The organism is Streptomyces aidingensis, assembly GCF_900112355.1.
GTDB lineage: Bacteria > Actinomycetota > Actinomycetes > Streptomycetales > Streptomycetaceae > Streptomyces > Streptomyces aidingensis.
The window spans coordinates 16603-35724 of record NZ_FOLM01000013.1 but is presented as its reverse complement, the minus strand read 5'-3'; the positions used below and the strand labels follow the sequence as shown (position 1 = coordinate 35724).

The 19122-nt window shown below is 74.4% G+C and carries 15 protein-coding genes; 4 read left to right on the top strand and 11 right to left on the bottom strand.

Going from position 1 to position 19122, the window contains the following annotated elements; all coding sequences use genetic code 11:
• Positions 1-32: 32 nt before the first annotated feature.
• Complete coding sequence (locus BM242_RS21280; protein ID WP_093840504.1) at positions 33-359, bottom strand: hypothetical protein; 327 nt, start codon at positions 357-359, stop codon at positions 33-35.
• A 230-nt stretch (positions 360-589) separates the two neighbouring features.
• On the opposite strand from BM242_RS21280, the gene BM242_RS21275 reads away from it, so the two are divergent.
• Positions 590-856, top strand: a complete 267-nt coding sequence (locus BM242_RS21275; protein WP_093840503.1) for a hypothetical protein — start codon at positions 590-592, stop codon at positions 854-856.
• Positions 857-1158: 302 nt separating this feature from the next.
• On the opposite strand, the gene BM242_RS21270 is transcribed toward BM242_RS21275, so the two are convergent.
• The 6 genes from BM242_RS21270 to BM242_RS29595 form a co-directional block, all read right to left on the bottom strand.
• A complete protein-coding gene (locus tag BM242_RS21270; protein ID WP_093840502.1) occupies positions 1159-3480 on the bottom strand; it encodes a HelD family protein in 2322 nt (773 codons plus the stop codon).
• Between the two features lie 206 nt (positions 3481-3686).
• Positions 3687-4889, bottom strand: coding sequence for a uroporphyrinogen-III synthase (locus BM242_RS21265; protein WP_093840501.1), 1203 nt, complete (start codon positions 4887-4889; stop codon positions 3687-3689).
• A gap of 107 nt (positions 4890-4996) precedes the next feature.
• A complete protein-coding gene (locus BM242_RS21260) occupies positions 4997-6388 on the bottom strand; it encodes a nitrate/nitrite transporter (protein ID WP_093840500.1) in 1392 nt (463 codons plus the stop codon).
• A gap of 308 nt (positions 6389-6696) precedes the next feature.
• Positions 6697-7791: a DUF1015 family protein gene (locus tag BM242_RS21255; protein ID WP_175541516.1), complete on the bottom strand. Its 1095-nt coding sequence runs from the start codon at positions 7789-7791 to the stop codon at positions 6697-6699.
• A complete protein-coding gene (locus BM242_RS21250) occupies positions 7781-9040 on the bottom strand; it encodes an ATP-grasp domain-containing protein (protein WP_093840498.1) in 1260 nt (419 codons plus the stop codon). Before BM242_RS21250 ends, BM242_RS21255 begins: the two co-directional genes overlap by 11 nt.
• Before the next feature lie 152 nt (positions 9041-9192).
• Positions 9193-9363, bottom strand: a complete 171-nt coding sequence (locus BM242_RS29595; RefSeq protein ID WP_175541515.1) for a hypothetical protein — start codon at positions 9361-9363, stop codon at positions 9193-9195.
• 192 nt (positions 9364-9555) lie between these two features.
• Here BM242_RS29595 and BM242_RS30910 point away from each other — a divergent pair, with 192 nt between their 5' ends.
• Positions 9556-10512, top strand: a complete 957-nt coding sequence (locus BM242_RS30910) for a helix-turn-helix transcriptional regulator (protein WP_281254702.1) — start codon at positions 9556-9558, stop codon at positions 10510-10512.
• Positions 10513-10748: 236 nt separating this feature from the next.
• Positions 10749-11732, top strand: coding sequence for a helix-turn-helix transcriptional regulator (locus tag BM242_RS21240; protein ID WP_093840497.1), 984 nt, complete (start codon positions 10749-10751; stop codon positions 11730-11732).
• A 65-nt stretch (positions 11733-11797) separates the two neighbouring features.
• Here BM242_RS21240 and BM242_RS21235 read toward each other — a convergent pair whose 3' ends face one another.
• A complete protein-coding gene (locus BM242_RS21235) occupies positions 11798-12760 on the bottom strand; it encodes a LysR family transcriptional regulator (protein ID WP_093840619.1) in 963 nt (320 codons plus the stop codon).
• 97 nt (positions 12761-12857) lie between these two features.
• Here BM242_RS21235 and BM242_RS21230 point away from each other — a divergent pair, with 97 nt between their 5' ends.
• Positions 12858-14189, top strand: a complete 1332-nt coding sequence (locus BM242_RS21230; protein ID WP_245834368.1) for an MFS transporter — start codon at positions 12858-12860, stop codon at positions 14187-14189.
• 160 nt (positions 14190-14349) lie between these two features.
• Here the strand turns inward: BM242_RS21230 and BM242_RS21225 are convergent, their stop codons facing one another.
• The 3 genes from BM242_RS21225 to pdxR form a co-directional block, all read right to left on the bottom strand.
• On the bottom strand, positions 14350-16218 hold the full coding sequence (locus BM242_RS21225; protein WP_245834366.1) for a penicillin-binding transpeptidase domain-containing protein: 1869 nt from the start codon (positions 16216-16218) through the stop codon (positions 14350-14352).
• 121 nt (positions 16219-16339) lie between these two features.
• Positions 16340-17470, bottom strand: coding sequence for an endonuclease/exonuclease/phosphatase family protein (locus tag BM242_RS21220; protein WP_139238396.1), 1131 nt, complete (start codon positions 17468-17470; stop codon positions 16340-16342).
• 11 nt (positions 17471-17481) lie between these two features.
• Positions 17482-19047 carry a MocR-like pyridoxine biosynthesis transcription factor PdxR gene (gene pdxR / locus BM242_RS21215; RefSeq protein ID WP_093840495.1) on the bottom strand — a complete coding sequence of 522 codons (1566 nt, stop codon included), beginning with the start codon at positions 19045-19047 and terminating at the stop codon, positions 17482-17484.
• Positions 19048-19122 lie beyond the last annotated feature (75 nt).

Here is a 19122-nt window from a genome sequence, read left to right as displayed (position 1 = left end):
GCGGCCGGTTCCCCGTGGTCCGGTGTCCCAGCCTACGCAAGGGGCGGCGCGCCACCGGCGCAGCCGCAGGCCACTCCGGAGACGATGCCGCAGCCTCGGCACCACCAGGTGCGGCCGTCCGCGTCCACGTCCGCGGAGCCGCAGCCCGGGCATGCGGGGCCGGCGATCTGCGCGGCCACCGGGCGGCCGCCTGCGATCAGCATGCGCTCGTAGGCGGTGCGCTCCTCGGCGAAGCAGTCCAGGCACAGCGGCTCGGTGCGGCCGGGCAGCCGCACCGTCCGCTGCCGGCACCGCGGACAGGGGCGCACGCCGACGAGGCCGGGATCCACCGGCCGCAGGCAGTCGTGATCCGCGCTCATTGGCCACCCTTCCGAGCCGGCGCTCTCCGGTGCCGGCGGCCCGGCCGCGGGCGCCCCGCCGTCATGCGCTCAGTCTGCCCGCCGGGCCCGCGGCGCGCCACGCCCCTTCAACAACCTCATCCGGCACATCCGGAGCGCCCGCCCGGACGGTATAGGGTGACCGGCCGGCAGAAGCACGGCACGACGGCACCGGGACGGACCGGCGGGCGGGCCCCCGGGAGGTGGCGGTCATGGGCAGGGACGCGGACCGCTATGCGCGGGCGGGCGCGGCGGCCTCGGCACGCGAGTATCTCGCCGGCGGCGGCCGGGGGCGGCGCGGCACGGACCGCGGCGGGCATCCGTGCGTGCCCTGCGCGGGCACCGGGACGGTCCGCTCCATCGAGCCGCTGAGCGGGGCGGTACGGCACGGGGTGTGCGCCTGCTGCGCGGGCGACCGCGACCACGCCGACGCGCCCTGTCCGGCGGCCCGGCCGGCGCACAGGCCCTCGAACGGGTGACGGCCCGCACACCCGAGGGTGTGCGGGCCGTCAACACAAGCCAAGGCACCGGCCCGCCAGCTCGCCTCGCGGCAAGTGGTCGCTCGAAGCGACGAAGGTTGGGCCCGGGGGCATGGAACGAACCGGTGCCACCGAAAGGCTAACAAACCGGGGGGCGATCCGGCGATGCCGTCACGCGCGCCGGGTCCTTCCCCGCGGTCCGCGGCCCTTCGAGCGGTACAACAGCCGCGGTCCGGGACATATTCCGCCTTCCGGACCGGGCCCGGGCCGCCGGGCCGGGTCAGGGCCGGGTCAGGGCCGGGTCAGGGCCGCAGCAGCGCCGGGACCGCGCCGGACGGATCCGGCTCGTCGTCGGGCAGGGACAGCACCATGAGGCGCTGGGTGGCCCGGGTCAGCGCCACATACAGGGTGCGCAGTCCGGCCGGGGACTCCCGGGCGATCTCCGCCGGGGAGACCACCAGCGTGGCGTCGTACTCCAGCCCCTTGGCCTCCAGGCTGCCGAGCGCCACCACCCGGTCGCCGAGGCCGGCCACCCATCCGCGGGCCTGCTCGCGGCGGTGCATGGCGGCCACCACGCCGACCGTGCCCTCCACCTCCTCCAGCAGGGCCCGGACCGCCGCCCGGGCCTCCTCGGCCGGGCCGCCGGCCCGGCCCGCCGCCGCCCGCGCGGCGGCGGCGAAGGCGGGCCGGGTGCCGGTGGCCCGCACCGCCCGGGGCGGCCGGGCGCCGGGCATGGCCCTGGCCAGCACCCGGGAGGCGACCTCGGCGATCTCCGCCGGATTGCGGTAGTTCACGGTCAGCTCGAAGGAGCGGCGCGGGCGGCTGCCCAGCGCCGCGGCCCGCTCGGCGGCGGCCTCCTCCGGTTCGGTCCAGGAGGACTGCGCCGGATCGCCGACCACGGTCCAGGTGGCCTGACGGCCGCGCCGGCCCAGCATCCGCCACTGCATCGGGGTGAGGTCCTGGGCCTCGTCCACGATGATGTGCGCATAGCCGGCGCGCTCCCGGCCGGCGGCGCGGCCGGCCTCGCCGTTGCGTTCCCGGCGGGCCGCGGCCATCCGCTCGGCGTAGGTGGTGACCTCCTCCAGGCCGGTGAGCTGGTCCAGCGGGTCGGCCTCCCGGGGCCGGGCGGGCCGGGCGGGGGTGCCGAGCAGGGTGCGCAGCTCGTCCAGCAGCGCCACATCGTGCGCGGACAGGCCGCCGCCGTCCGGCCGGACGCGGCGCAGCGAGCGGGCCAGCAGCCGGACCTCGCCGGGCCGCAGCACCCGGCGCGACCAGCGGGACAGCCGGTCGGGGTCGGACATGGCTGTGAGCACGCCCAGCGGGGTCAGCTCCGGCCACCAGGCGTGCAGGAAGTCCAGGAAGGCGGGCTCGGTGCCGACGTCCTCGCCGAACGCCTCCCGGGCCTCGGCGGCCAGCTCCGGGTCCGGGAAGCGGCGGGGGCCGCCGGACTTCCGCCACAGCGCGTCCAGCAGCAGGCGGCGGGCGCGCGGGCGGAGCAGATTGACCGGTGCGGTGCCGCCGAGCACCGCGTCGCGGATACCTTTCAGCTCCTCCGCGTCCAGTTCGACGCGGGCGCCGAAGGCCACCACCCGCAGCCGGCCGGGGTGCTCGCCGAGCTGCACGGCGCCGCGGGCCGCCCGGTGCAGCACCCTGGCCATCCGGGCCGAGCCCTTGATCCGGGCCACCGGCTGGGGGTCGTAGGAGTCGGCCGTCACGCCCTCCACCAGCGAGCCCAGGGCGCGGATCACCACCTGGCCCTCCTCGCCGAGCGAGGGCAGCACGCCCTCGGTGTAGGAGACCAGCAGCGGGGTGGGGCTGACCACCAGGATGCCGCCGGCATAGCGGCGGCGGTCCTGGTAGAGGAGGTAGGCGGCGCGGTGCAGGGCGACCGCTGTCTTGCCGGTGCCGGGGCCGCCGGTGACCTCGGTGACGGAGACGGCGGGGGCCCGGATCACCCGGTCCTGCTCGGCCTGGATGGAGGCCACGATGTCGTGCATGGCGTGGCCGCGGGCGCGGCCGAGCGAGGCCATCAGGGCGCCGTCGCCGACCACCGGGAGTTCGTCGCCGTCGAGCAGGGCCCGCAGCTCGGGCCGGAGCAGATCGTCCTCGACGCTCAGCACCCGGCGGCCCCGGGAGCGGATGACGCGGCGCCGCACCACCCGGCCGGGCTCGACGGGGGTGGCCCGGTAGAAGGGCGCGGCGGCCGGGGCGCGCCAGTCGATGACCAGGGGGACGTAGTCGGCGTCCAGCACGCCGAGGCGGCCGATGTGCAGGGTCTCGGCGATCCGGGCGGTGCGTTCGCCGTTCTCCTCGCGGACGGCGTCGTCCGCGGGCTCGACGGAGGTGTGGGCGCCGTCCGGGCCGCGCTCCCCGTCCTTGCCGGCGAGCAGGTCGATCCGGCCGAACAGGAAGTCCTCGAACTCGCGGTTGAGGCGGTGCAGATGCCGGCCGGCCTGGTAGACCTGGGCGTCCCGTTCGGCGAGCGCGCCGGGTGTGCCGACCCGGAAGCGCTGGGCGGCGTCGTCCACCAGGAACTCGGCCTCGTGGATTTTCTCCTCCAGCCGCCGGTACACGCGGTCCAAGTGCCGCTGCTCCTCGCGGATCTCGCGCTCCCGGACGTCCAAGGCTCGGCCCCCTTCTGCTGCTCGACAGGGCAGCCGTCCACCGTACACCCACAGCGACGAACCCGCGCCTCACCTGCGACGCAGCGATCGCCCTTTTCCGGTGAGGGTGACCAACCGTAATCGTGGCCGGACATTCCGCGTGCGAAACCGGCCCGCCGCCCCGCCGCCCCGCCGTCCGGGGGCCTGGGCCTGGGCCTGGGCCTGGATCAGCCGGCGTACTTCTGGCCGTCCATGGCGGGGTCGAGGGCGAGCCGGTAGCCGCGCTTGACCACGGTCTGGATCAGCTTGGGGTGGCCCAGGGCGGAGCGCAGCCGGGCCATGGCGGTCTCCACCGCGTGTTCGTCCCGCCCGGCGCCCGGCAGGGTGCGCAGCAGCTCGCCGCGCGAGACCACCCAGCCCGGCCGGCGGGCCAGGGCGCGCAGCAGCGCCATGCCGGCCGGCGGCACCAGCCGCAGCTCGTCGTCCACCACCACCCCGTGGCCGCGGATCTCCAGGGTGCGGCCGGCCACCGGCAGCGGCCGGGTGCGGGCGGGCAGCTCGTTGCACAGAAGCTGCACCAGCGGTCCCAGCCGGTAGCGTTCCGGATGCCGGGCCGGCACGTCCCGGGCCTGGAGCGGCAGCGCGGTCACCGGTCCCACACAGGCCGGCAGCACCTCGGCGCGGAGCGCCGCCAGCAGGTCCTCCTCCTCGCCGCGCTCGGCGGCCCGGGCCAGCAGCGAGGCCGCGGCGGGTGCGCTGGTGAAGGTGAGCGCGTCCACGCCGCGGCACAGCACGGCGTCGATGAGCCGGTCCAGCGGTGTCACATCCTCCGGCGGCATCCAGCGGTAGACCGGGATCTCCACCACCTGCGCGCCGCCGGCCCGCAGGGTGTCGATGAAGCCCGGCAGCGGCTCGCCGTGCAGCTGGAGGGCGATCCGGCGGCCGTCCACCCCGGAGTCCAGCAGGTGCTGGAGCACCTCGGCCATGGATTCGGACTGCGGCGACCACTCCTCGGTCAGCCCGGCGGCCCGGATGGCGCCGCGCACCTTGGGGCCGCGCGCCAGCACCTGGGCCTTGCCCAGGGTCTCCAGCAGTGCCTCGCCGAGTCCCCAGCCGTCGGCCGCGGCCACCCAGCCGCGGAAGCCGATGGCGGTGGTGGCCACCACCACGTCCGGGGCGCGTTCGATCAGCTGGCGGGTGGCGGCGAGCAGCTGGTCGTCGTCCGACAGCGGCACGATCCGCAGGGCCGGTGCGTGCAGGACGGCGGCGCCCCTCCGTTTCAGCAGGGCTCCCAGCTCGTCGGCGCGTCTGGCCGCGGTGACGCCGACGGTGAAGCCGTCGAGCGGCCGGATGGTGCCGGAGTGTCCCCGGGGCTCCGCGGCCGGAGCCCGTTCCCTGGGGGTGTGGCTGTGGGGGTGATGCTGCTGCATGGTCGTATCCGCTCTGCCCGTTCGGTACGAAGAACCGAGCCTGTCAACTCGGGGTGACGGGCTCGGTTCCTCGTGATTTCCCGCGTGTTACAGCAGGCTGTGGCGTGTCACACACCCGCGAACACGGGCTGCTGTTCGCTGGTCGCGGTCGCACCCTCGCCGCCCGCCGCCGGAGCCGCGGGCCGCCTGCGGATGTATACGGCCCAGGTCACGGCCAGGCAGAGCACATAGAAGGCGCAGAAGGCGATGAAGGCCGCGGTCCCGTTGCCGGAGGACAGGAAGGACTGGCGCAGGGCGAGGTTGATGCCCAGGCCGCCGAAGGCGCCGACCGAACCGATGATCACCATGGAGGCACCGCCCAGCCGCCGGGCGTAGAGCTGGGCCGCCTGCCCGGTCATGCCCTGGGCCCGGGCCTTGGCCAGGTAGATGCCCGGGACCATCTTGAAGGTGGAGCCGTTGCCGATGCCGGTCAGCAGGAAGAGCACGATGAAGCTGGCCACGAAGAGCGGCAGCGACTCCATGACCGAGGCCGCGGCCACCCCGCCGGAGAAGACGATCATCAGCGCGAAGTTGAGCAGGGTGACCCGGCCGCCGCCGTACTTGTCGGCCAGACTGCCGCCCACCGGACGGATCAGCGAGCTGAGCAGCGGGCCGATGAAGGTGATCGAGGCGGCCTCCAGCGGGGTGCGGTCGAACTGGTTGGTGAGCACCAGGCCGAAGGCGAAGCTGTAGCCGATGAAGGAGCCGAAGGTCCCGATGTAGAGGAAGGACATGATCCAGGTGTGGCCCTGCCGCACCGCCTCCTTGGAGGCGCCGGTGTCGTTGCGTGCCGTCGCGAGGTTGTCCATGCGGCGGATGGCGAAGAAGGACGCGGTCAGGATCAGCGGCAGGTAGATGGCGATCAGCACCCGCGGGGACCCGGTGCCCACCAGGAAGATCACCAGCAGGGCCATCCACTGGACCACCGGCACGCCGATGTTGCCGCCGCCGGCGTTCATGCCCAGCGCCCAGCCCTTGAGCCGGTTGGGGTAGTAGCTGTTGATGTTGGCCATCGAGGAGGCGAAGTTGGCCCCGCCGACGCCGGTGAAGACTGCGACGATCATGAAGGTGGTGTACGAGGTCCCCGGTTCCATGACCACCAGCAGGGCGGTGGCGGGGATCAGCAGCACGGCGGTGCTGAAGATCGTCCAGTTCCGGCCGCCGAAGCGGGCCACCGCGAATCCGTAGGGGACCCGCAGCGCGGCACCGACCGCGGAGGCGACCGCCACCAGGAAGAACTTCCCGGCCGGGTCGATGCCGTACTCCGGCCCCATGAAGAGGCCGAGGACGGCGAACATGCTCCAGACCGAGAATCCGATGTGTTCGGCGTAGATGGAGAAGCCCAGGTTCCGCTTGGCGATCTTCTTGCCGGTGCGCTCCCAGAACTCCTCGTTCTCCGGGTCCCACTCCTCGATCCAGCGCCCGCTGCGGCGGGCGGGTGTGGTCGTCGGGGCTGACATGCGGGCCTCCACGTGGGTAGAGCAGCTCTTGCGGCTTGTTGCTGCCCGAAGGTAAGGACCGAGCATTTCGCCGCTGTGGCTGGAGGTGACACGGGCGAAACCTTGCTCTCACCCGGTGGCCGCCGTGGAGGTGAGCTGTCTTGAGCTGCGCGGATGCCCCGTGTGAGGCCGCAGCACGGCCGCCGGGAGGGCGCCCGGGGAGGAGACGGGGGCACCGCGGCCGCCGCCCCGCCCGCCCGACGAGCGGGCGCACGGGGCGGACGGGGCGGACGGGTGGGGCGGGGCGGACGGGTGGGGCGGGGCCGCGGTCAGCTCAGATAGGCCAGCAGATCGGGAATGGGCCGGGGACCGACACTGGTGCTCCGGTACGGCATGCCGGAACCGTTGGCCGCCCCCGCCCACACCTGGTTCCAGGTGGGCGCGGGCAGGATCAGCCCCACCTCGCCGGGGGCCGGGACCGCGGCGGCCGTGGTGTAGCGGGGGGTGGGCACAAGCCCCTGGTCCTCGCAGAGCAGCGGGATCAGCACATGGTCGCTGACCGCCGCCTCCAGCTCCGCCCACTCCGGCGGAAAGGTGCGCAGCCGGCTGGCCAGCACGGTGAAGGAGATGCCGGAGACCTCCCAGACCTGGCCGTCTCCGGCGAGCAGAAAGGTGCCGCGGGCGGGGCCCGGCAGCAGGGCGGCCGGGGAACCGGCGCCCGCCGCGGGACGCCGCCGCACCTGGGCGAAACGGCCGGCGGTGCGCACCGCGCGGGGCAGGTCCAGGCCGGGCAGCACCCGGTGGGTGGCGGACAGGGTCAGCGGGTGCCGGGCGTGGTCCACCACCAGCGCGGGCAGCCGCCGCCAGTCGGTGCGGCCGGCCGACGCGCCGGCCGGCCCGGCCCGGCCGGCGCAGCCGCCGCGGTCGTTGCGGTCGTCGCGGGCGGCCGGCTCGGCCCGGGCGGCCAGCCGCCGGGCGGCCTCCAGCCGGTGGTGCCCGTCCATCAGCAGCACCGGGCCCAGCGCCGGCGGCCGGGCGGCCCCTTCGCCGCGGCACCCCCACAGCAGCAGCTCGCCGCCGTCCGGGGTCTCCAGCACCGCTCCGGGCTCGGTGCCGGCCGCCTCGTCCAGCCAGCTGCGGTAGCCGCCGACGTCCGGCGCGGCCAGCAGCAGCGGCTCGGTCGCCGGGCCGTCCCGCTCGCACAGCAGCCGCACCTGACGGCGCACCTCGGCCTCGTCGGTGCGGGAGTGCCGCAGCACATGGCCGGTCTCGATGCCCCGGACGTCCAGGGCGCCGATGACGCCGCGCTGCCGGACGCTGCCGAAGGCGTCGCGGCGTTCCATGACATGGGACGGAATCAGCAGATCGGTGCGGGGTTTGGGGGTGCTCGGCAGGGCCGGTGGGGACAGCACGTCAGACGGCACTGAGCTCCTCTTCCTTGGAGGATGCCAGGGCGGTGTCGCGCAGACGGTCCTGGATCTCCCGCAGCACCCGGCTGAGGTCCTGCGGGCTGTCCGCCGTCGCGGTGATCGCGCCATGCCCGGCGACCCGGCTGGAGGCCGCCGGTGCATGGCTGTCGGGGGGTGGCGGGCACACCGGCGGCTCCACCGATATGACGCCCGGTACGGCACGCACCGCGGCCAGCCGGCCGGGGTCCGGCGTCCGGCCCGCCACGGGCGGCAGATAGCGCACCGCGGCGTACCGGCGGTGATGGCTCTGGTACGCGGGCCGGGGCAGGTCCAGCACGGTGGTGTAGGCCAGCGCGTACGGGTCCGTGCCGGTGGCCAGGGCGAGCAGCTCGCCCATCCGGTCGGAGGCCGGGTGGGCGTGCGACTCCACCAGGGCGGGGCCCCGCCCGGTGATGATGATCTCGGTGCTGGACGGGCCGTGGCGGTGGCCGGCCGCGTCCAGGGTGATCTCCACCAGGGCGGCGATCTCCTCGTGCAGCCGGCCGCCGAGCCGGGCCGGGAGGTCGTGGCCGGTGACCACGCAGTCCGGGGCACCCGTGGTGTGGGTGCGGCTGACCGCCAGCAGGGTGTGCCGGCCGGCCCGGGAGTGCGCCTCCACGGTGAACTCCGGGCCGGCCAGATACTCCTCGACGATGAGTGCCGCGTCGGGTGCCGACTGCCGGGCCAGTGCGTGGGCCTCCGCTGCACCGTGCAGCATGTGGACGTCCTGGCCCGCCGAGCCGGTGCGGGGCTTTACCACACAGGGGAAGCCGACTCGTTCGGCAGCCGGCACCAGACCCGCGGCCCGGTCACATCGCTCGAACCGCACGGGGGTTGCGGCGAGCCGGTTGACGCGGTCCCGCAGTGCCGCCTTGTCCGTCAGGTAGGCGACAGCGGCGTGCGGATTGCCGGGGAGACCCAGGGCCTCGTTGGCCCGGGCCGCCACCAGCGCGCCGGCCTCGTCGAAGCCGAAGACCGAGGCGCGCCGGCCGGGGGCCGGTATCCGCTGGGGGGTGTCGGAGAAGTGCCCGATCGCGGCCAGCAACCGGGGGTGGTTGCACCAGTCCACGGCGATCGCGTCGTCAGCCGCCAGCACCGCCTCTCGCACGGGGGGAGCGGAGAGGTCGGGCGCCAGGACCAGGCTGCGGGCCCCGGCGTCCCGGGCCGCCCGCACCATGGCGGGCGTCGGGCTGAGCAGGATGGCGGTCGGCGTACGGGGAGCCAACGGACCGCCTCCTTGTACTGACTTCATCATCTGACGGGGGAAACAGACAGTGAGCGAATCGTCGCGGACTGGTGCGGTTCGTGGGGTGGGAGCGGCTCCCGGCGGCGGATGTGGGGGGTAGGGGGTGCCGACGGGTCACCGGGGTGTGGGAATCAGTCCCAGAGGTTGCTCTGGGAGCTGACGGTGGGCGAACCCGCCGCCGTCCCTTGCTGCTGCGAAGAGGGTGGTCCGGCGAACTCGTTCTGCCCGGCCGGCTGGGCCGGGCCCGCGAGGGCCACCACCACGGCCAGCGCAGCCGCGGCACTCAGGGCTATCTTCTTCACTGGTCCCTCTCCCGAAATCCACGATTCCAGCGGGGGATGTGCTGGTGACTCGATGTTCACCAGTCCGGCCCCGGAAGTCGAGACACTTGCTGTGGCGTCCTGATGCCTGGCAGGTTGACGCCACACGGCCGACGCGCCGCAGGGAAGCCAGCGAGGAAGAGAAACGTGCAGGAACCGGACGAAATCGATGCGATGGCCACGCGAGTCTACCGGGAACGCGTGATCCATCCCACGGACTCGTCCGCACAACTTGCCACACGTCTGGACGCCGGCCTGGACACGGTGAACGAGGCCGAGCGCAAGCTGTCCGCGCTGGGCCTGCTGCGCCGCTCCCCCGGCGGCGGCTGGGTGGCGATCAGCCCGGAGAGCGCCGCCGACGAACTGCTGGGCCCGGCCGAGCAGGACATCCTGCAGCGGCGCATCGCGCTGGCCGCCACCCGGGCCCGGCTGCACGCGCTGACCGGTGACTATCTGGAGGCGCGCTCCATGCGGTCGGCGCGCAGCAATATCGAGATCGTCGAGGGCATCGACCACATACGGGCGGTGATAGACGATCTGGCCCGCACCTGCTCGCGCTCGCTGGACACCATGCATCCCGGCAGCGGCCACAGCGAACAGGCGATCCGCGCCGCGCTGCCGCTCGATCTGGAGATCCTGGCCCGCGGGGTGGTGATGCGCACCCTCTTCGAGCACCAGGCCCGCAGCAACCGGGCCACCGTCCATCTCGCGGAGAAGATCACGGCGGCCGGCGCGGAGGTGCGCAGCACCGGTCTGCTGCCCTCCCGGATCCTCGTCTACGACCGCAACTGCGCCATGCTGCCGCTCGACCCGGAGCGTCCGCGCAGCGGGGTGGCGCTGGTGCGGGACCCGGCGGTGCTGGGTTTTCTCATGCGGCTGTTCGAGCACTACTGGGAGCGGGCGCTGCCCTTCACCGAGGAGCAGCGGGAGGCCGACCCGGCGCCCACCGGGGTGGAGCGCGAGGTGCTGGTGCTGATGGCGGCCGGCAAGAAGAACGAGGCCATCGCCCACCATCTGGGCATGTCGGTGCGGTCGGTGAGCCGGATCGTGTCCGGCCTGATGGAGCGGCTGGAGGCCAGGAGCCGCTTCCAGGCGGGGGTGCGGACGGTGCAGAACGGCTGGCTGTCGTGACCTCCCGGGCCGCCGGGCCGCCGGGCCCGCGGTGGCCGGCGGCTCCCGGAGGACGGCGCCGCACCCCGTTCCCGGGGTTCCCGGGATTCCGGCCGGTGCCCGCCGGGCCGGCCGGCCCGGCGGCGGCTAAGCTCGGTGCGCCATAACAGGTCTGGGCCACAGCGGCCCGGGCCGCCCGGGGCGGGGGCCGCCCGCCACGGTTACCGCGCTGTCGTCAGGGGGTCGGAGGGGGATTCATGAATCACCCAAGCGGTCTGCCGGCCGCCACGGTCGCGGTCTACCGGCTGCGCGTCGCCCACCCCACGGACTCGGCGGAACAGCTCGCCGAGCGGCTGGAGCTGACGCCCGGGGAAGTGGCCGAGGCCGAGGCGGAGCTGGGCGGGCTGGGGCTGCTGCGCCGCTCCCCGGCCGGCGGCTGGGTGGCGGTCAGCCCGGAGAACGCCGCCGAGGAGCTGCTGACCGCCGCGGAACAGGACATCCTGCGCCGGCAGATCGCCATGGCCGCCACCCGCGCCCGGCTGCACGCCCTCTCCGGGCACTATCTGGAGGCCCGCTCGATGCGCTCGGCCAAGGGCGACATCGAGACGGTGCGCGGGGTGGAGAACATCCGGGCGCTGATCGACGACCTGGGCCGCACCTGCACCGTCACGGTGGAGTCGATGCAGGCCACCGGCGGGTTCACCGAGGCGGCGATCCGGGCGGCGCTGCCGCTGGACCTGGACCGGCTGGCCGGCGGGGTGAGCATGCGGATGCTGGTGCAGGACGCGGTGCGCCGGCACTGGCCGTCGACCCAGTATGTGACCAAGATCTGCGAGGCCGGGGCGCGGGTGCGCAGCGTGGGTGTGCTGCCGTCCAAGATGCTGATCTTCGACGGCTCCTGTGCGCTGCTGCCGCTGGACCCGGTGCGGCCCGAGGTGGGCGCGGTGGCGGTCCGCGAACCGGCCGTGCTCGGCTTTCTGCGGGGTCTGTTCGACCACATCTGGAACCAGGCCAAGGACTTCCACACCGCCGAGGAGGACTCGGGGCCCGCGCCGACGGGCGTGGAGCGCGAGGTGCTGCTGCTGATCGCGGCGGGGCTGTCCAACCAGGACATCGCCGGCCAGCTGGGCATGTCCCCGCGCACGGTCAACCGGGTGGTGGCCGATCTGATGGAACGCCTCGGCGCGGAGAGCCGCTTCCAGGCGGGCGTCAAGGCGGCCCAGCACGGCTGGCTGTCCTGAGTCCGCGGCCGGGGGCGCGGGGCCTGGGCCGGGGGCCGGGCCCGGGGGCCGGGGGCCGGAGCCGGTCAGAGGCTGAGGAGATTGCGGTCGGCGGCGGGGAGCCAGGCGCCGGGCGGCCGGGCCAGCCAGCCGTGCCGGGCGGCCAGCTCCGCCGCCGCGGCCCGCAGCGCGTCCAGACCCGGGTGGCGCAGGCCGCGCCGCCAGACCATGGAGACCGGGGAGAGCACCACGGGCGCGGCCAGCGGCCGGACCACCATCCCGGGCAGGCCGGTGAACAGCTCGCTGGCCAGCACGGACCAGCCCTGTTTGCGGACCACCCGGACGAATTCGGCGTCGCCCTGGATCATCGGAAAGGGCGCGGCCAGCCGGATGGAGCGGCCGGCGAACAGGGTGCGGGCGAAGTCCGTCCACTCCGCGGTCTCCGGATTGCCCGCGCCTGCGTAGAGGGTCTCCCCGGCCAGCCGGGCCAGCGGCAGCTCGCCCGGCCCGGCCAGCGGATGGTCCTCCGGCAGCAGCACCGCCACCCGTTCGAAACGCACCGGCAGATGTTCCAGGCCGGCCCGCAGGGTGGGGCTCAGCCCGGCGAAGCGGCCGAAGGAGACATCCACCCGGCCGGCCGTGATCTCGGTGGCCGCGCCGGTGAGGCCGCTGTGGTAGCGGGCGATGAACTCCAGTTCCGGCGCCGCCTCCCGCACCGCGTCCAGCACCCGCCGGCCGGTGATCCCGGGCGAGCCGACGTCCACCACCAGCGGCCGGTGGCCGGCCGGCCCGAGTGCCGCGGCCAGTTCCTCGTGCGCGGCCAGCACCTTGTGCACCTGGGGCAGCAGCCGCTCGCCCTCGGCGGTGAGCGTCACCTGCCGGGTGGTGCGGCTGAACAGCGGCAGCCCCCACTCCCGCTCCAGCCTCCGGATGTCCCGGCTCAGCGCCTGCTGGGCCACGAACAGCCGGGCGGCGGCACGGGTGAAATGGAGATCCTCGGCCACCGCGGCAAAGGCACGCAGCAGTCGCGGATCGGTGTCACGGGGCAGCACCGGAACAGCCTACCCGGGATTGACAACGCATGCGCGTGAATACTCTCTGATCTGGTGTTGGACGGGCCCCGGGGGCGCCGCGGAGGCTGTGTGCATGCCTGTCTCACCCCACCGCCCCGCCTCCCGGGGCACGCTGCCCGGCGGGCGGTTCACCGGCCCCTACCGGCGGCTGTTCGCGGTGCCCGGGGCGACGGCCTTCACCGTGACCGGGCTGGTCGCCCGGCTGCCGTTCGGCATGTTCTCGGTCTCCGCCCTGCTGATGGTCACCGCCTCCTACGACTCCTATGCGCTGGCCGGGGCGGTCACCGCCGCCCAGATGGTGACCAGCGCCGTCGTGGTGCCGCTGACCGCCCGGCTGGCCGACCGCCACGGGCAGGCGCGGATCGTGGTGCCCGCGGCCACCCTGGCCGCCGCCGGGCATGTGTCGCTGGTGGTCTGCGTGCTGACCGGCGCCCCGGTCTGGACGCTGTTCGCGGTCTGCCTGCTCACCTGCTGCTCCCCCAACACCGGGGGCATGGTGCGGGCCCGCTGGGCGCATCTGTTCCGCGACGACCCGGCCGCCCGGCACTCCGCCAACTCCTTCGAACAGGCGCTGGACGAACTGTGCTTCGTCTCCGGCCCGGTGCTGGCCGCGGTCCTGTGCACCTCGCTCTTCCCGGCGGCCGGCACGCTGACCGGCGCGGGGCTGCTGTTCTTCGGCACGCTGGCCTTTGCCGCGCAGCGCCGCACCGAGCCGCCGGTGGAACGGCGGCAGGCCACCGGCGGCCCCTCCCCGCTGCGCGTCCCGGGGATGGTGCCGCTGCTGGCCACCTTCGTCTGCACCGGCGCGATCTTCGGCTCGCTGGAAGTGGTCACCGTCGCCTTCGCCGAGGAGCAGGGGCTCAAGGGATGGGCCGGGCCCGTGCTGGCCATGCAGGCGCTGGGCTCGGCACTGGCCGGGCTGCTGTTCGGACTGCTGCGGCTGGGCGGCTCGGTGCACGGCAGGTTTGTGTCCTGCGTGGGCCTGATGGCGGTGCTGATGGCCATGCCGCTGCTCGCCGCCCAGGCCGGAAGCCTGCTGCTGCTCGCCCCGGTGCTGCTGCTGGCGGGCATGGCCACCGCGCCCACCATGGTCACCGGCATGACGCTGGCCCAGAGCCTCTCCCCGGCCGGCCGGCTGAACGAATCCATGACGCTGGCCGTGACCGCGCTGCTGACCGGTCTGGCCGCGGGTGCCGCCGGGGGCGGCTGGGCCGTGGACCACATGCCGGGGGATGTCTCCGCCAGTTATGTCTTTCCCGCCGGTGCGGCCCTGCTGGCCGCGCTGGTCGCCGCCGGCGCCCTGCTGCGCGCCCGGGATCGCGGCGGCGCGGACGGCGGCGGCCCGCCGGCCGGGGAACACCGGCTCCCGGGCCGTGGGCAGCGGCAGGCGGCGGGCACCCGCTGATCCGCCCCCGGCGGGGACGGAACCGCGCCCGGCGCCCTACCGCAGCCTGCCGCCCATCGGCCCGGGCCGGCCCCCGTCCCGGGCTGTCCTCCCACCAGCCATGACCGCCCGGGACGGGCAGCACCGCCGGCCGGCGCCCGGCCGGGCCGCCGGGGCCCGGTCAGGAGATCGCGCCCAGCAGGTCGGCGGCGACCGGACCGGCGTGCGAGCCGCCGGAGCCGCCGTCCTCCAGCAGTACCGCGAAGGCCAGATCGCGGTCGGCCAGGAAGCCGATCATCCAGGCGTGGGTGGAGAGTTCGCCGTCCTCGCCGGTGGCGAACTCGGCGGTGCCGGTCTTGGCGCCCGGCCCGCCGGGAATGCCCCGCAGCGCCGAGGCGGTGCCCTCGGTGACCGTGTCCCGCATCATCTGCCGGAGCTGCTCGACGGTGGACTCCTTCAGCGCGGCGGGCGCCTCGAAGCGCTCCTGCACCGCCTCGGGCACCAGCACCGGCTGGTGGAACTCACCGGCCAGCACCGTGCCGGCCACCGCCGCCATCACCAGCGGGCTGGTCTGCACCCGGGCCTGGCCGATCAGCGAGGCGGCCAGGTCGTTCTCGCTGTCCGACACCGGGACGCTGCCGTCGAAGGTGGCCGCGCCCACGTCCCAGACCCCGCCCACGCCGAAGGCCAGCGCGGTCTGCTCCATGGTGTTGTCCTGGAACTTGTCGCGGTTCTCGATGAAGGCGGTGTTGCAGGAGCGGATGAACGCCTCGTGCAGGGTGGTGTCCGGGCCGAGCTCGAACTCGTTCTGGTTGTGGAAGCTCTGGCCGTTGACCTCGCTGAACTTGGGGCAGCCCAGGACCGATCCGGAGGTCAGGCCCTGCTCCAGCAGAGCGGCCGAGGTGACCACCTTGAAGCCCGAGCCGGGGGCGTACTGCCCCTCCGCGGAGCGCGGGAAGCCGTCCGGGGTGTCGGCCAGGGCGAGTATGTTGCCGGTGGAGGGCTGCACCACCGCGATGGAGCCGCCCTGCTCCTGGCCCTCCAGCGCGGCCTCGGCGGCCCGCTGGATCTCCGGGTCGATGGTGGTCTGCACGGGAGTGCCCGCCCGGGAGCCCTCCGCCTCCACCAGGGTCTCCACCGCGCTGCCCGAGGTGCGGTCGGCGATCACCACACTGGTCTGCGGCAGCCCGGCCAGCTGCTCCTGGTAGCGGGCCTGGAGACCGGAGGTCCCCTCGCCGGTCTCCCGGTCCACCCCGCCGACCACCGACTCCGCCAGATAGGACAGCGGCCAGGTCTCCTCGTTGATCTGGAGACCGGAGATGGAGTTCAGCTCGACGCGGTTGGGCTGGTAGATCTCGTCCCGGATGGCGACCACCGGCACGGCCTGGTCCGGGTCGGAGGACTCCACCCGGTCGGCCAGCGCCGCGGTGTCCACCCCGACATCCAGCTCGTCGATGGCCCGGTAGGCCGTCTCCGGCTCGTTGAGCTGCGCGGGCCAGATGCTGAGGTTCCACACCGTGCCGCTGCCGGCCAGCTCCGAGCCGTCGGCCGCCAGGATGGGCGCCCGCTCCGGCTCCTTGACGGACTTGACCAGGGTCTGGCCGTCGCCCAGCCCGGGATGGAGGACCGCCGGCTCCCAGCGCACCAGCCATGCGTCGTCCGCCTCCGGGTCGGGCGTCAGGGTCATGGTGGTCTCGTAGCTCCACTCGGCGAGCGGCTCGCCGAGGTTGTGCGTCAGGGTGTAGCCGACCGTCCGGTCCTCGCTGCCCTCCACCGGCTCCGAGGGCCGGGTCTCGTAGGTCAGCCCCTCCGAGGCCAGATTGCGGCTGACCGACTCCAGCAGCGAGGCGGCGGCCTCCTCGTCGTCGGTGAGCGCGGCGGCCTCGCCCTGGGCCGCCTCCGGGTCCGGGCTCCAGGCCGCGAGAAACGCCTCGGCGTGCTCGCGGGCCGTATCGGCTTCCTCGCCGCCGCCCCCTCGGAGCAGCCAGAACACCACACCGCCGGCACCTGCCAGCACCAGCACCACGACGGCGGCCACGATCTTGCGCACGACGGTCCTCACTCCCCCCGCCGGGTCTGCTCCATCCCAGCACTCTCGACTGGACCACCACCCTACACACGCTGAGTGACAGCCCCTCCGGGCAGCCTCCGCGGGGGACCGGCGCCCGGGATCAGCCGTCCAGGCCCATGGTCATCACATGCGCCTTGTGGGTGGAGAGCCCCTGCGAGCCGAGCAGCTCGAAGGAGGAGATCCGGACGGCATCGGAGACATAGGTGGTGTCCAGCAGCCACAGCCAGGCTCCCCGCACGGCGAACGACACCGGGTACAGCGAGGTGCTGGCCGAGGAGGCGTCCCGCAGCGGATCGAGATGCCGCAGCTCGCCCATGTTGGGCAGGGTGTTGAGAGCGCCCGAGACCACCACCGGGTTCGGATTGTCCGCCAGGTCCTCCCGGAGCACCTTCCACTGCGCCTCCCGGTAGGCGCTGAGCTCGTGCACGGCGGTGTAGAAGCCGGCCGTCAGCGGTGACTGCCCCAGATCGAACGGGTCCGCGATGTGCACGTTGTAGAAGCTCACCGTCTGCTCCTTGACCAGGATGTCGGTGCGCAGCACCCGCACGTCCCAGTAGTCCGCCCAGGGGGTGAGCGGCTCCATCGGGCTTGCCTCCAGCACCCGCTGCCCCACCACCGGAAGCCGGCTGACGGTGAGCAGCTCGCCCCGGCTGACCAGGGTGTACCCGGGGAACTCGGCCCGCAGCCGCTCGGTGTCGTCCACCGCCACCGGCCCGTCCTCGCCCTGGACCATGTACTCCTGGAGCAGATAGACATCCGCCTCCATCGAGGTCAGGTACTCGTAGAAGTGGTCCGGGTCCTCGTCCTGGTGCCAGAACAGGGCGTTCCAGGACGCCACCGTGACCGGATCGGCGACGGACTGCCGGTCACCGCCGGTCAGCGCGTGGAAGTTGATGCCGGACTCCGGGACACCCAGCAGCAGCGCGCCGGCCGCGCAGACCACTCCGGTGCGGTTGGCGGTGGCGTGCGGCGGCCGGCGCAGCGCGTGCGCCGCACCCACCGCGATCAGGGTGAGCAGCGGAATCAGCAGATACACGGGCGGCGGCAGCAGATCGGGCAGCACCCACCACCAGACCCGGCCGGTGAGCAGCAGATGCACCACGGTGAAGGCCAGCCAGCCGATGGCGCAGGTCATCAGCACGGTGCTGCCCCAGCGACGCCGGGCGGACGCGGCCGGTCTCTCCCCGGACGCGTCCGTGCCGGTCGCGGCGGTCGAATCAGTCGCAGTCATACCGGTTGAACCTAAGGCGGTGGCCGCACGGCGGCCGGTCCGTTGCGGACCGGATTTCCCAGTCCAATCCGGGCGGCCGTGGTGATCCGCTCGATCACCCCCGGGACGGCCGCGTCCGGCAGGTTTCCGTATCCGATGACCAGTCCGGGCCGGCCCGGATCCGGCCGCAGCCGGTAGTTGTCCAGCCCGGCCAGCCTGACGCCGAACCGGCCCAGCCGCCGTACCACGGCGGTCTCCTCGACCCCGGCCGGCAGATGGGCGACCAGATGCAGTCCGGCGTCCGCGCCGCCGAGCCGCACCTCCGGCAGCGAGGCGGCCAGCTGGCGCACCAGCGCGGCCCGGCGCAGCCGGTACCGGCCGCGGGTGGCGCGCAGATGCCGGTCGTAGGCGCCGGCCTCCATGAACCGGGCCATCGTCGCCTGCCAGAGCCCGGACGGCCGTTCCGGATCGGTGGCGGTGGCGGTGGCCTGCACGACGGAGGCCCAGCGCCGGGGGACCAGCAGCCAGCCGATCCCGATGCCGGGTGCCAGGGTCTTGCTGGTCGAGCCGAGCAGGAACACCCGGTCCGCGTCCCGGCCCTGGAGCGTGCCGGTGGGCCGCCCGGCGTAGCGGAACGGCGGCGCGGAGTCGTCCTCCAGCACCACGCCGTCCGTCTCCCGCGCCCAGGCCAGCAGCGCCTCCCGGCGGGCGGGCGAGAGCACGGCCCCGCTGGGGAACTGGTGGCCGGGGGCGACGAGCACGGCGCGCAGCCCCGGGTGGCGGGCGAGCAGGTCGACCCGCAGCCCCTCCTCGTCGACCGGCACACCGATCACCTCCAGCCCTTCGGCCGCGGCGGCCTGCCGCAGTCCGGGCCAGCCGGGGTCCTCCACCGCCAGGGCGGTGAAGCCGGCGCCGCGCAGGGCCCGGCAGACCCGCAGCACACCGTCGGTCACCCCGCCGGTGATCAGCACGTCGGCGGCCTCGGCCCGGGCGTCGCGGCCCCGGCGCAGATAGTCGGCGACCAGGCCGCGCAGCCGGGGGTTGCCGTCCGGCGGGGGGTGGGCGAGGTCGGTGAGGGCACCGGCCACCATGGTGGAGCGCAGTGCGTCCAGCCAGCGCCGGTTGGGGAAGGCCCGCAGGTCGGGCAGGCTGGGCGTGAGGTCGTAGGGGGCGTGGGCGGGGGCCGGCGGGGCGGGGGCCGGCGGGGCGGGGGCGTCGGCCGGCGGGTCGACTTCGCGCACCCGGGTCGCGGAGCCGGTCCTGGCCACCAGATGGCCCTCGGCCACGAGCTGGCCGTATGCCTCGGTGACCGCCCAGCGGGAACAGCGCAGTTCGGTGGCGAGGGTCCGGCTGGGCGGCAGGGCGGATCCGGGGGCCAGCCGTCCGGAGCGGATCGCGGCGCGCAGCGCCGCGGCAAGCCGGTCACGGAGCGTGGGGTAGGGCTGGGCGTCCAGATCGAGGAAGACGCTCCACGCCAGATTGGATCGTAAGTCCGCGGGCCGATTGGACCGGGAGATCGTGGCCGCGGGTCGATATAAAGGGCGCGGCGTCACGGGGGACTCGGGCGTCGGTCGAGTCTCGTTTGGAAGCGCTCCCATGGGAGCGAGGATAGCGAGGCTGCTTCACATTCCGCCGCTCCCCCCTGGCCGTGTCCGTTGAGGAGGGGAGAAACC

Bases quoted from the DNA above. Each gene is read 5' to 3' on its own strand.
- BM242_RS21230 (WP_245834368.1), top strand. From the start codon at position 12,858: ATGCCTGTCTCACCCCACCGCCCCGCCTCCCGGGGCACGCTGCCCGGC.
- pdxR (WP_093840495.1), bottom strand. From the start codon at position 19,047: ATGGGAGCGCTTCCAAACGAGACTCGACCGACGCCCGAGTCCCCCGTG.
- BM242_RS21275 (WP_093840503.1), top strand. From the start codon at position 590: ATGGGCAGGGACGCGGACCGCTATGCGCGGGCGGGCGCGGCGGCCTCG.
- BM242_RS30910 (WP_281254702.1), top strand. From the start codon at position 9,556: ATGGCCACGCGAGTCTACCGGGAACGCGTGATCCATCCCACGGACTCG.
- BM242_RS21240 (WP_093840497.1), top strand. From the start codon at position 10,749: ATGAATCACCCAAGCGGTCTGCCGGCCGCCACGGTCGCGGTCTACCGG.
- BM242_RS21260 (WP_093840500.1), bottom strand. From the start codon at position 6,388: ATGTCAGCCCCGACGACCACACCCGCCCGCCGCAGCGGGCGCTGGATC.
- BM242_RS21265 (WP_093840501.1), bottom strand. From the start codon at position 4,889: ATGCAGCAGCATCACCCCCACAGCCACACCCCCAGGGAACGGGCTCCG.
- BM242_RS21280 (WP_093840504.1), bottom strand. From the start codon at position 359: ATGAGCGCGGATCACGACTGCCTGCGGCCGGTGGATCCCGGCCTCGTC.
- BM242_RS21220 (WP_139238396.1), bottom strand. From the start codon at position 17,470: ATGACTGCGACTGATTCGACCGCCGCGACCGGCACGGACGCGTCCGGG.